Source organism: Nocardia inohanensis NBRC 100128, from assembly GCF_001612945.1.
GTDB lineage: Bacteria > Actinomycetota > Actinomycetes > Mycobacteriales > Mycobacteriaceae > Nocardia > Nocardia inohanensis.
In genome coordinates this window covers 27,330-41,660 of sequence record NZ_BDBK01000005.1, presented here as the reverse complement: position 1 = coordinate 41,660, position 14,331 = coordinate 27,330, and the positions used below count along the sequence as shown (strand labels likewise).

Sequence of the window (14,331 nt, the reverse complement as noted above, 5' to 3'; positions counted from 1 at the left end):
CAGCGCGCGCAGGGTACGACGGCAAGGGATGAGGCAGCGGTTCATGGTTCGGGTGGCCGGGGAACAGTGGAGCACGATGTACGCGGGAGCGCCGGCATGACCCGCCCGGTTCGCCAGCGGCCCACCCGCACCCGTCGCCCCCGCGTCACCACGCTGCCCCAGCTGATGGCCTCGGCCGTGGAGGCCAATCCGAGCGGCACCGCCATCGTCTACGCCGATGCGGCTGCGACGCTGGGCACGCTGACCTACGCGGAACTGGACGAGCGCTCCACCCGGCTGGCCCGGCTGCTCATCGATCGCGGCATCGGGCCCGAGGATGTAGTGGCCGTGGGCATTCCGCGGTCGCCGGAATCCGTGGTGGCCGTATGGGGTGTCGCCAAGACCGGCGCAGGTTATGTGCCGGTGGATCCGAACTATCCAGCCGATCGCGTCACGCACATGGTCACCGATTCGCGGGCAGTGCTCGGACTCACCGTCGAGCCGGTGCGCGCGGTGCTGCCCGATGATGTCGAATGGCTGGCGATCGACGCCGACGATTTCGTCCAGGAGTTGGCGGAATACCCGGCGGAGGCCGTCACTTCCGTGGACCGGGTGCGGCCGCTGCGGGCCGAGCATCCCGCGTACGTCATCTACACCTCGGGCTCGACCGGTAAACCCAAGGGCGTGGTGGTCACCCAGGCCGGCTTGTCCGGCTTCTGCGACGAGCAGCGCGAGCGCTACCGGCCGACCAGTACCTCCCGCACTCTGCATTTCGCCTCCCCGTCGTTCGACGCGTCGGTGCTGGAACTGCTGCTCGCGCTCGGCGCCGCTTCGACAATGGTGGTGGCCTCCACGGATGTGCTCGGTGGGCAGGAGTTGGCGGCGCTGCTGAAGCGCGAACAGGTGACGCACGCCTTCGTCACCCCGGCGGCGCTGGCCTCGGTGGATCCCACCGGATTGGATCAGTTGGGTGTCGTGATCGTCGGCGGTGACTCGTGCCCGCCCGATCTGGTACGCCGCTGGACGGTGCCCCTGCCCGACGGGTCCCGGCGCGAGTTCTACAACGCGTACGGTCCGACCGAGGCCACCGTCGCCACCAATATCAGCGCGCCGCTGGAGCCGGACTCCTTCGTCAGCCTCGGCGGTCCCATTCGCGGTGTGACCGAATACATCCTCGACGCGCGCCTGGTGCCCGTCGTGGACGGCGTTGTCGGTGAGCTGTACGTGTCGGGCGCATTGCTGGCCCGGGGGTACGCCAACCGCCCCGGGCTCACCGCCGACCGTTTCGTGGCCAACCCGTTCGATCCCAGTGGATCTCGTATGTACCGCACCGGCGACCTGGTCCGGCGCACCGCCACCGGGGAGCTGGTCTACCAGGGGCGCAACGACTTCCAGGTGAAGATCCGCGGGTTCCGGATCGAACTCGGTGAGATCGACGCGGTCCTGGCCGCACACGACGACATCGACTTCGCGGTCACGGTCGGGCACGAGCTCGACAGCGGCGCAACGATTCTGGCGTCCTACGTGCATGCGGCCGACGGTGTGCCGGTCGATGTGGACGAACTGGCCGCGTACGCGGCGCGAAGTCTGCCCGCGCATATGGTGCCCACCGCCATCACCGTGCTCGCCGAGGTGCCGCTCACGCCCGCGGGGAAGCTGGACCGGCGTGCGCTGCCGAAGCCCGAGCTGCGCAGCCGCGAGTTCCGCGCGCCCTCGGGCTCACTCGAGAAACTCGTCGCCGAAGTCTTCGGTGAGGTGCTCGGGCTTTCCGATCCGGTCGGAGCCGACGACAGCCTCTTCGACCTGGGCGGCAATTCGTTGATCGCCACCCGCGTCGCGGCGCGGCTGGGTGCGGCGATCTCGGCACGCATTCCCGGCCGCCTGATCTTCACCGCTCCGACCGTCGCCGAACTGGCGGCGGAATTGGAGCCGCTGGTCGGTGCGGGCGGGCAACCTCCGCTGACCCCACAGCCTCGGCCCGATCGCATTCCGCTGTCGCTGGCGCAGCAGCGCATGTGGTTCCTCAACCAGTTCGACCCCGACTCGGCGGCCAACAATATTCCGTTCGCCATCCGTCTGACCGGGCCCCTGGATATCCCCGCATTGCAAGCGGCTTTCCGGGATCTCATCGAACGACACGAATCACTGCGCACCGTATATCCGGCGGTGGACGGAACCGGCTACCAGATGGTGCTCCCGGTCGAGCAGATGGCACTGCGGCTCATCCCGCAGCACATCGACCCGGATCGAATTCCGGAGTGGCTGACCGGTTTGGCGCTCACCGGATTCGACGTCTCGACGGAGGTGCCGCTGCGCGTCGAACTGGCCGAGGTGGGAACGGACGATCATGTCATCGCGGTCGTCGCGCACCACATCGCCGCCGACGGTGGTTCCGTCGGCCCGTTCATGCGAGACCTGCTGACGGCCTTCTTCGCTCGCCGCGACGGTGGTGCGCCCGCCTGGACTCCGCTGACGGTGCAGTACGCCGACTACACGCTGTGGCAGCGCGCCCTGCTCGGTGACGAGCGGGACCCGGATTCGGCCGCGGCCGGGCAGATCGGCTACTGGCGTGAGACTTTGGCGGGCATCCCGGACCGCCTCGACCTGCCCGCCGACCGGCCGCGGCCCTCGGTGGCCGGCGGCGCGGGCGCGGTGCACCGGTTCGAGATCGACGCGGCGCTGCACGCCCGCTTGGACGAACTCGCCCAGCGCAGCGGGGCCTCGCCGTTCATGGTGATGCACAGCGCCCTGGCCATCCTGCTGGCGCGGCTGTCGGGTAGCGACGACATCGTGATCGGTACTCCGGTCGCGGGTCGTGGGGAACGCGAACTCGACGATCTGATCGGCATGTTCGTCAACACTCTGGTGCTGCGGACTCGCATCGATCCCGCCGACACCTTCGCGAACCTGCTGGAAACCGCCAAAGAGACCGACCTGGCGGCGTTCTCGCACGCCGAGCTGCCCTTCGAGCGGCTGGTCGAGGTCCTGGATCCGGTCCGCTCGCAGGCGCATCACCCGCTGTTCCAGGTGGCGCTGTTCTTCCACAACATCGAGACCCCGCGCATGGAACTGCCGGGGCTGGTCGCCGAATCGGTCGAACTCGACGGCGCGGTGGCGAAATTCGATCTGCAACTGTCGGTGATCCCGCAGGAGCGCGACGGTGTCGCGGCCGGGATGACCGCCATGTTCACCTACGCCACCGAGCTTTTCGACGCGGCCACGGTGGCGGGGTTCGCCGACCGGCTGCTGCGGTTGCTGACCGGCATCGCCGAGGCCCCCGAGACCCGGCTCGGTGACTTCGATCTCCTCGCGGCCGGTGAGCGGGAGCGAATCCTGCTGGAGTGGAACGACACTCGCTACCCGGTCGCGCCGGAGCTGCTGCTCGACGGGTACCACCGGGCCGTCGCCGAGCATCCGGATGCGGTCGCGCTGCACTACGAGGGCACCGAACTCACCTATCGCGAATTCGATCAGCGGGTGAACAAGCTGGCCCGGCTGCTCATCGCCTACGGTGTCGGCCCGGAATCGCTGGTCGGGCTGTCGCTGCGGCGGTCGCCGGAACTGGTGATCGGCATGTACGCGGTGCTCGCCGCGGGCGGCGCGTACGTGCCGCTGGACCCGGATCATCCGGCCGAGCGCATCGCCCACATTCTCGATACGGCACAGCCGGTTTGCGTGCTCACCACCATCGCCGACGCGGTGCCCGTACCGGACGACACCGGCGTGGTCTTCCTCGACGTCCTCGACAACAGCGTGTTCAACGGTGCGCCGCTGGCCGCGCACGAACTGCTGGGCAAGGTGCGGCCGGAGCATCCGGCCTACGTCATCTTCACCTCCGGTTCCACCGGCCGCCCCAAGGGCGTCGCCGTCTCGCACGGGGCCATCCACAACCAGACCGCCTGGATGCTCGCCGAATACCCGATGGGCCCCGGCGACGTCTACCTCCAGAAGACCGCCACCACCTTCGACGTGTCGCTGTGGGGCTACTTCATGCCGCTGCGCACCGGTGCGAAACTGGTGGTCGCCACCCACGACGGGCATCGCGACCCGCAGTACGTGGCGGAAGCCATTGCGCGGCACCGGGTCACCGTCACCGACTTCGTGCCGTCCATGCTCACCGTGTTCGCCGCGCACACCACACCGGAGGGGCTCGGCAGCCTGCGCGATGTGTTCGTCATCGGCGAGGCGCTGCCGCCGGAGACCGTCGCCGCCTTCGCCGCGGTCTCGGATGCCAAGGTGCACAACCTGTACGGGCCCACCGAGGCCGCGGTCTCGGTAACCTATTGGCAGGCGCGCGGCGACGAACGCCCGACCGTGCCGATCGGCTTGCCGCAGTGGAACACTCGCGTCTACGTGCTGGACGCGCGGCTGCGCCCGGTGCCGCCGAACGTCGCCGGTGAGCTGTACCTCGCCGGTGATCAGCTGGCGCGCGGCTATGTGCGCCGGCCCGACCTCACCTCGGATCGCTTCGTGGCCAACCCCTTCGGGGACGGCGAGCGCATGTACCGCACCGGTGACCTGGTGGTCTGGCGGGCCGCCGCGGACGACCGCCCGCAGCGCCTCGACTACATCGGCCGCACCGACTTCCAGGTCAAGTTCCGGGGTCAGCGCATCGAACTGGGCGAGATCGAGACCGCGCTGCTGGCGCAGCCGTCCGTTTCGGCGGCCGTCGCGCTGGTGATGGGTTCCGAGCTCGGCGATCAGCTGGTCGCCTACGCGGTGCCCAAGCCCGGGTACGCCATCGAACAGGTCGAGCTGCTGGCCGCGCTCGCGGATCACCTGCCCGCCTACATGATTCCGGCGACCATCGTCGCCCTCGACGAGTTCCCGTTGAACACCAGCGGCAAGCTGGACCGCAAGGCGCTGCCCGCGCCCACCTTCAGGGGACGCGAATTCCGGGCTCCGGCAACCCCGGTCGAGGAGATCGTGGCCGGGGTCTTCGCCGATGTGCTCGGCGTCGAACGGGTCGGCGCGGACGACGACTTCTTCGAACTCGGCGGAAACTCCCTCGTCGCAACGCAGGTGGTGGCCCGGCTGGGCGCGGCCGTCGGCGGCCGGGTGCCGGTGCGCGCCCTGTTCGAGACGCCGACCGTGACCGCGCTCGCGACCGCCATCGAATCGCAGACGCGGCGGGGACGCACCCACGAACTGGGTTCGATCGCGCGGCCCGAGCAGCTGCCGCTGTCGCTGGCGCAGCAGCGCATGTGGTTCCTCAACCGGTTCGAGGATCAGGGCGACGGGACGATCGGGGCCGGATCGGCCGCCTACAACCTGCCGTTCGCGCTGCGGCTCACCGGCAGCCTGGACGTGGCGGCGCTGACCACCGCGCTCGACGATGTGGTGGCGCGGCACGAGGTGCTGCGCACCGTGTACCCGGAGACCCCCGCGGGCCCGGTGCAGGTCGTGCTGCCCGCCGGAGCCGATACCGAGGCCGCGCGGCTGGAAAAGGTGCGCGTCACCGAGGCCGAGATCGCTTCGACCGTGTACGAACTCGCGGTGACGCCGTTCGACGTCACCCGTGAGGTGCCGATCCGGGTTCGCCTGCTCGAAATCGCCGATCGCGCGGCCGATTCCACGCCGGAATACGTACTGGCCGTGGTCGCGCACCATATCGCCGCCGACGGCTCCTCCATGGCGCCGCTGGCCCGCGACATCATGACCGCGTACGCCGCCCGCGCCGCCGGCGCCGAACCCGGCTGGGCGCCCCTGGCCGTGCAGTACGCCGACTACGCGCTGTGGCAGCGCGCCGTGCTCGGTGACGAAGCCGATGCGGAATCCATTGCCGCCCAGCAGATCAGCTACTGGCGGCAGGAGCTCGACGGCCTGCCCGACCTGCTCGAACTGCCCACCGACCGGCCCCGCCCCGCGGTGGCATCGCTGGCCGGATCGCGCCTGAACGTGGTCATCGACGCCGACACCCACGCCGGACTGGTGCGCCTGGCGCGTGAGCACAACGCCACCCTGTTCATGGTGGTGCACACCGCGTTCGCGTTGCTGCTGTCGCGGTTGTCCGGAACCAGCGATATCGCCATCGGCACCCCGGTCGCGGGTCGTGGTGAGCGTGAGCTCGACGACCTCATCGGCATGTTCGTCAATACCGTCGTCTTCCACACCCGGGTCGACGGCAATGCGAGCTTCACCGAACTCCTCGCGCGCCAGCGCGAAACCGACCTCCAGGCGTTCTCGCACGCCGACATTCCGTTCGAGCGCCTCGTCGAGGTGCTCAGCCCGCCGCGTTCGACCGCCCACCACCCGCTGTTCCAGGTGGGTCTGTCGTTCCAGAACATGGCGCAGCAGACCCTGGAACTCCCGGGCCTGACCATCGCCGGGCTCAGCGCGGAAGTCGAAGTCTCCCAGTTCGATCTGCACCTGATCGTCTCCGACACCTACGACGAAACCGGGGCACCGGCCGGCATCGGCGGCTTCATCACCTACGCCACCGACCTGTTCGACCCCGAAACCGTCACGGGCCTGCTGGAACGGCTTTCGCGCCTGCTCGCCGCGGTGGTCGCGGACAGCTCCGTCCGGGCCGGTGATATCGAACTGCTCGCCGCCGACGAGCGCGCCGAGCTGCTCGACGCGCGCAATGCGACCGCGCACCCGGTGGATTCGGCCGCGACGCTGGCGTCGCTGCTCGACGCCTCGGTGGCGCAGTCGCCGGAGGCGGTGGCTCTCGTCGGCCCCGACGGCGAGATCCTGACCTACGCTGAACTGGCGCAGCGGGTGAATCCGCTCGCCCGGCACCTGATCTCGCTGGGCGTCGGCCCGGAGTCGCGGGTGGCGCTTGCCATGCGCCGATCGACAGACTTGGTCATCGCCATGTACGCGGTATCCGTCGCGGGTGGCGCCTACGTGCCGGTGGACCCGGATCAGCCCGCGGATCGTACCGGCTACATCCTGGAGACGGCCGCGCCGCTGTGCGTGCTGACCACCACAGGCGACGGCTTCGAGCTCGCATCCTCCCGTGATTCCGACGGGCTCGCGGCCGGGATCGTGCCCTCGGAAACCGCTTTGCCAGCGGGAGCTTCCGGCCGAAAGCCGGCCGCGCCGACGCAGATCGGGGCAGCCGGAACGACCGGTGCGGGCGCTGGGATGACCGGTGCCGGTGTGGACGCGGGGGTGTCCGGGATCGCGGTGCTGCGTATCGACGAGCTCGATCTGTCGGGCCGCTCGGCCGCACCCCTCACCGACGCCGAGCGGGTGTCGCCGCTGCGGGCGGACAACACTGCGTACGTGATCTTCACGTCCGGGTCGACCGGGCGGCCGAAGGGCGTGGCGCTGCCGCACGCGGCGGTGTCGAACCAGTTGCAGTGGAAGACGGCGGAATTCGGGCTCGGCGCGGATGACGCGGTGTTGTTGAAGACGGCCGCGACCTTCGACCTCTCGGTGTGGGAGTTCTGGTCGGCCGCAGTTTCCGGTGGGCGACTGGTGATCGCGAGTGCTGACGGCCATCGCGATCCGGCCTACCTGAACGCGCTCATGGCGCGCGAAGGCGTCACCACGCTGCACGCGGTGCCTTCGATGCTGGCCGCGCTGATGACGGAATCCGATGGACCGCTGCCGGATTCGCTGCGGCGGGTGCTGGCCATCGGTGAGGCGCTGCCCGCTTCGGTGGCGCAGCGGTTCCGCGCCGCCAATCCGGGTGCGACGCTGTACAACCTGTACGGCCCGACCGAGGCCGCGGTCTCCATCACCACGCATACGGTCACCGATGCCGACCAGCTCAACGTATCGATCGGCGCGCCGGAGTGGAACAGTCGCGTCTACGTGCTCGACGGCCGGTTGCGGCCGGTGCCGGTGGGTGTGTCCGGTGAGCTGTACCTCGCCGGTGCTCAGCTGGCGCGCGGGTACTTCGGCCGCCCGGATCTGACGGCGGATCGGTTCGTGGCCAACCCCTTTGGGGACGGCGAGCGCATGTACCGCACCGGTGACCTGGTGGCTTGGAACGCCGACGGCGAGCTGGACTACCGGGGCCGCACCGACTTCCAGGTGAAGATTCGCGGCTTCCGTATCGAACTCGGTGAGATCGAGGCGGCGCTGCTGGCCCTGCCGGAAATCGCGAATGTCGCGGTGCTGGCCAAATCGGACGCGCGCACCGGTGACCGCCTGGTTGCCTACCTGGTGCCCGCGGGCGCGGAAATCGATGTGGCGCGGGTGAAGTCCGCGCTCACCGCCGCCCTGCCCTCGTACATGGTGCCCTCGGCCTTCGTGGTGCTGGAAGCCCTGCCGTTGAACGTGAACGGCAAGCTGGATCGAAAGGCGTTGCCGGAGCCGGAGTTCGAGACCACCGCCTTCCGCGCGCCGTCGACACCGATCGAGGAGATCGTGGCGAATGTGTTCGCCGAGGTGCTCGGGGCCGAGCGCGTCGGCGCGGACGACGACTTCTTCGCGCTCGGCGGCAACTCGCTGGTCGCCACCCAGGTCGCGGCGCGGTTGGGCGCGGCACTGGATACCCGTGTCCCGGTGCGACTGCTGTTCGAGGCGTCCACCGTCGCGGCGCTCGCGGTCAAGGTGGAGCAGCGGGCCGGCAGCGGACGCAAGGCGCTCGTCGCCGGGCCGCGCCCCGAGGTGCTGCCGCTCTCGCTGGCGCAGCAGCGCATGTGGTTCCTCAACCAGTTCGATGTCGATTCGGCCGCCTACAACATCCCGGTCGCGGTGCGCCTCACCGGCGATCTGAACGTGGCGGCGTTGCAGCAGGCCGTCGCCGACACCATCGGACGGCACGAATCGCTGCGCACCATCTACCCGCAGGTCGATGGCGCGGCCCGGCAGGTCGTGCAGCCCGTCGCGGCGGCCGTGCCGGACCTGACGCCGGTGCTGGTGACCGCGGGCTCGCTGCCGCAGCGCATCGCCGGCATCCTCTCCGCCGGCTTCGACGTCACCCGCGAGATTCCCTTGCGCGCCGAGCTGTTCCGGGTCGAAGGCGCGGAGCACGAGCACGTGCTGGTATTCGTGGCGCATCACATCAGCGCCGACGGCTGGTCCATGGGCCCGCTCACCCGCGACGTCATGCTGGCCTACGCCGCCCGCGTGCACGGGGAGGCGCCGGCCTGGTCGCCGCTGCCGATCCAGTACGCGGACTACACGCTGTGGCAGCGCGAAGTCCTCGGCGCCGAGGACGACCCGAACAGCCTGATCAGCGCGCAGACCGATTTCTGGCGCAGCACGCTCGCCGGGATCCCGGACGAGCTGAACCTGCCGTCCGATCGCCCGCGCCCGCCGGTGGCCTCGATGCGCGGCGGCACAGTCGCTTTCGAGATCGGCGCGGAGTTGCAGCGTGCGCTCCAGCGCCTCGCGCGCGAACGCAACGCCACCCAGTTCATGGTCATGCACACCGCGCTCGCGATCTTCCTGGCGCGGCTCTCGGGCACCGACGACATTGCCATCGGCACCCCGATCGCCGGCCGCGGCGAGGCCGAACTCGACGATGTGATCGGCATGTTCGTCAACACCCTGGTGCTGCGCACCGGCGTCTCGGGACAGCAGAGCTTCCAGGAGCTGCTCGCCTCGGTCAAGGACGCCGACCTCCAGGCGTTCGCGCACGCCGACGTGCCCTTCGAGCGGCTCGTCGAACTGCTCAACCCGGAACGCTCCACCTCGCGCAATCCGCTGTTCCAGGTGGCGCTGTCGTTCGAGAACCTGCCCGACGCGGGCTTCGAACTGCCCGGATTGCGGGTCGGCGCGGTCGATTTCGACAATGCGACCGCCAAATTCGATCTGCTGCTGACCATCGCGGGCAGTGCCGACGCCGGCGCGACCGCCGTCTTCACCTATGCGCGTGACCTGTTCGACGAGGCGACGGTGGAGGTGTTCGCGCAGCGCTTCCTGCGGCTGCTCGAGGACATCGCCGCGCGTCCGGGGCAGCCGGTCGGGGAGCTGGCGCTGCTGTCGGAAGCCGAGCACGCCGATCTCATCGATCGCAATGGCGGTCCGGCGGTGCCGCCGCGCACGCTGCCGGAGCTCATGCGCGAAGCGGTGCTGGCGAATCCGTCCGGCCCCGCCGTGGTGCACCGCGGTCGTTCCTTCGACTACTCCGATCTGGACGCGGCCTCCTCCAAGCTGGCGCGCGCCCTGATCGCCGCCGGTGCGGGACCGGAAGTGCCGGTGGCGGTGGCTATTCGGCGCTCCATCGAATCGGTGCTCACCACCTGGGCGGTGTTCAAGACCGGTGCCATCTTCGTGCCGATCGATCCGGACTACCCGGCCGACCGCATCGCGCATATGGTCACCGACTCCGGTGTGCGACTGGGTCTTTCGCTGAGCACGGACATTCCGGCCCTGCGGGAGATCTCCGGCGGCACCGAATGGATCGCCCTGGACGAGCGGCGCTTCGTGCTCGACGTCGACCGGCACCCCGACACCCCGATCGAGGACGCGGAGCGGCTGCGCCCGTTGCGGCCGCAGCACGGGGCCTACGTGGTGTACACCTCCGGATCCACCGGCGTGCCCAAGGGCGTGGTGGTCACCCACGCCGGCCTGGCCAACTTCAATGCCGCGCAGATCGCCCGGTACGGGCTCGACTCCTCCACGCGCGCACTGCACTTCGCGACGCCCTCGTTCGACGGCTCGATGATGGAGCACCTGTTCGCCATCGCGGCGGGCGGCTCGCTGGTGGTGGTGCCGCCGGGCGTCTACGGCGGTGAGGAGCTCGCCGAGGTGATCAAGCGCGAGCAGGTCACGCACGCGTTCATCACCACGGCCGCGCTCTCGACCCTCGACCCCACCGGGCTGGACAGCCTGCGCATGCTGGCCGCCGGCGGCGAAGCGGTGCCCGCCGAACTGATCGACAAGTGGGCGCTGCCATTGGCGGGCGGCGGTATTCGCGCCTTCCACAATGTGTACGGCCCCACCGAGACCACCATCGTGACCACCATGAGCGCACCGCTGCTGCCGGGCGACCCGCTCACCATCGGCGGACCCATCCGCGGTGTGCAGGCGCTGGTCCTCGACGACCGGTTGCGGCCGGTGCCGGTCGGGGTCGCGGGCGAGCTGTATCTGGCGGGCATCCAGCTGGCGCGCGGCTACCACGCGCGGCCGGGGCTGAACGCGGAACGCTTTGTGGCGCACCCGTTCGCGGCCGGTGATCGCATGTACCGGACCGGTGACGTGGTGCGGTGGACGCCGGAGCGGACCATCGAGTACATCGGGCGCTCGGACTTCCAGGTCAAGGTGCGCGGTTTCCGTATCGAACTCGGCGAGATCGACACCGCGCTGGCCTCGCACGAGAGCGTGGACTTCGCGGTCACCGTCGGTCACCGGACCGAGGCCGGGGCCACCATCCTGGCCTCCTATGTGCTGCCGGTGGCCGGGCGCCGGATCGACACCGCGGCGCTCACCGAGCACGTCGCGGCGCGACTGCCGGAATACATGGTGCCGACCGCGATTACGGTGCTCGACGCCATCCCGCTCACCCCGGTCGGCAAGCTCGATCGCCGTGCGCTGCCGGAACCGGTGCTCACCCGCCGCGAATTCCAGGCTCCGCGAACCGAATTGGAGCAGACCGTCGCGGACGCCGTGGCGGAGGTACTCGGCCTGGAACAGGTCGGCATCCACGACAGCTTCTTCGCGCTCGGCGGCAACTCGCTGCTGGCCACCCGCGTGGTGAGCAGCCTGCGCCGCCTGACCGGAGCGAATGTCGTTGTCGCCTGGTTCTTCACCGATCCGACGGTGGCCGGGCTCAGCGCCCGCATCGCAGCGGGGGAGAGCCTCGACTCCGATGCCGACGCCGGACTGCAACCGATCCTGCCGATCCGTGCGACCGGCGACCAGCCGCCGCTGTTCTGCGCCCCGCCGCTCTCCGGCCTGGCCTGGCCGTTCGCGGGTCTCGCCGAGCACCTGCCCGCCGACCAGCCCATCTACGGCTTGCAGTCCCGCGCGCTCACCGACGACGACTACGACCCGGCCGGCTTCGGCGACCTGGTCGCGCAGTACCTGGAGGCCATCCGCTCGGTACAGCCGCACGGGCCGTACCGGGTCATCGGCTACTCGCTCGGCGGCATGATCGCCCACTCGATCGCCACCGAACTGCGCGCGGCCGGTGAGGAAGTCGAGCTGCTCGGCATCCTCGACGCCTTCCCCGAAATCGACGTCGACTACTTCCGCAAGGCGGTTCGCGACGAGTTCATGCAACTCGGCGTCCCCGCCGACGCCTTCCCGGCGGACCTGCGCGATATGGGCGACGACGCTCTCGCCGCCCTGACCGCCGCACTGCCCCCGGAGCTCGCCGCCCTCACCTTCGAGCGCGTGCGCCGGGTCTACCGCGGAGCCATGCGGACCGTAGAACTCGCCGCCGCCTACCAGCCGGCCCGCTTCGACGGCCGCGTGGAACTGTTCCGGGCCTCGATCCACAACGAAGGCGAACGCGTCGGCTCACCCGCCGAATGGGAACCCTTCTCCGCCGGTGTCGACGATTACGTTCTCCCGCTGCGGCATCCGCAGATGACCAGCGCGGAGGCGTTCGCCGAAATCGGCCCGCGCCTGGCCCACTTGCTCGCGGGCGGCGGCAGCGACGCTGCCGAACCGGCGGTGCCCGGAAGTGGTGCGACCACCTACATCGCGGCCGAGAATCGTGTCGTGAATGCGGATTCGGACGAGATCGGTACGGCGGCAGCGGGTACGGGCGGGCCGGATGTGCCCGCGCGCGCAGCCGGCAGGGCATCCATGGCCGAGACGGGTTCGGACGGCGGGGGGGACTGGGCGATCACGCAGGTGCTGCCGGTCATCAAGCCGGAGGATCTGGCCGCTGGGTTGAAGCCGCACGAGCCGGACGACGCCGACGAGCATATGTCCGAGGTTCGTGAGTCCGAGGTCGGCGCATCCGTGGAGGTGGCGGCCGAATCGGCGGACGAGGCGGAGTCGGCGCCGGATCACTTCAGCCTCGGTGATTCCTCGCTGGATGATCCGCATACCGGTGAATCCGTGGAATCCGCTGCGGACGAGCAGGATTCGGTGGAGCAGGACGCTCCCGAGCCGGTGGCCGCACGCCCGGCCACCCCGGTGCCGAATATGGGGCCGCGCCTGACCGCCGTCGGGCAGGTCTCGCCGCTGCCGGCCGGTGCCGTCGGACTGCTCGAGATCGAGCCGTCCGGGCTCTGGGTCCGCGCCATCACCCTCGATATCGCGGCCGACGTGTCGGGTTCGCGGGTGCGGCGTTCGGTGGCCACCCTGCTGGATCGGCATCCGGCGCTGTGGGGACGGTTGCGGCGCACCGGCGACTCGGTGGTGCTGGATATTCCGGCGCAGCCCGCTCCGGCGGCGGCCGCCGTCTGGCAGATCGACCCGAACGTGGAGGCCGTCGGCAACCCGATCGAGGCCGTGATCCAGGCCGCCGCGGCGGAATTGGATCCGGAGAAGGGCTACCACGTCCGGTTCGTGCTGCTCGAGAACCTGCCCGAGGATCCGGCCGTCGAACCCGACCTGCGGCCCGCCGCCGTGCTGGTCGTGGTCGCCAACGGCCTGGTGGTGGACGACGCCTCGTGGCGCACCATCATCGAGGACCTGACCGCCTCCTGGTCCGGCGGGCATGCCACGCCGCCCAGTGCGGACGCGCATCCGCTCGGTATCGCGCGCGCCCTGGCCGAACAGGCTTCGGCTCCCGATACGGTCGGTGAATTGGGTTGGTGGCGAACCGCTTTGGCCAGCGCCACCGCGGGCATCTCGCCGGACGAGATCAGCGCGAACGGCCGCCCCACCGGGCGCGGCCGGGTGTCGGTCTCCATCACCGGGGAGGGCGCGGCGGCCGTGGACGCGGTGGCGCGCCGCCATCACGCCGAGATCGACGATGTGCTGCTGACCGCCCTCGCGGTCGCCCTGCTCGACCGGGACAGCGAAACCGCCCGCAAGGCAACGGGTTCGGTGGTGCGGTTGATCGCCGACGGGCGACTGGCCGGTGACGCCGCCGGTCGGCGCACCGTCGGGGCCTTCAGCACCGCCTACCCGTTCCCGCTGCGTTTGGACGGCATCGATCTGGATGACGTGCGGCGCGGCGGGACGGATGCGGGCCAGGCCATCGAGCAGGTGCGGGACGCGGTGCGCGCGGTCCCGGCGCACGGGGTCGGGTTCGGCCTGCTGCGGCATCTGAACCCCGCCACGGTCGCCGATATCGCGGCACTTCCGGTGGGCCGCATCGGGTTCCGGTACCGGGATCTGCGACCGGCCCGGGTGTACCCGGAACCGGTGGCCGACGACCTCTACCTGGATCTGACCGTGGACACCAGCCAGGACGGCCTCATCGCCCGCTTCGATTTCGCGGGCGCGGTGCTGGAACTGGATGACGTCAAGAAGCTCGTCGAAGGCTGGGTACAGGCTTTGGGCGGACTCGCCGAGCACGGACGCGCGACCAACCCGTAACAT

General features: G+C 70.1%; 1 protein-coding gene. It reads left to right on the top strand.

The features are described 5' to 3' along the window. The first annotated feature begins 96 nt into the window (after positions 1 to 96). Positions 97 to 14,328: a non-ribosomal peptide synthetase gene (locus NI1_RS13530; protein WP_157535112.1), complete on the top strand. Its 14,232-nt coding sequence runs from the start codon at positions 97 to 99 to the stop codon at positions 14,326 to 14,328. Positions 14,329 to 14,331: the final 3 nt, after the last annotated feature.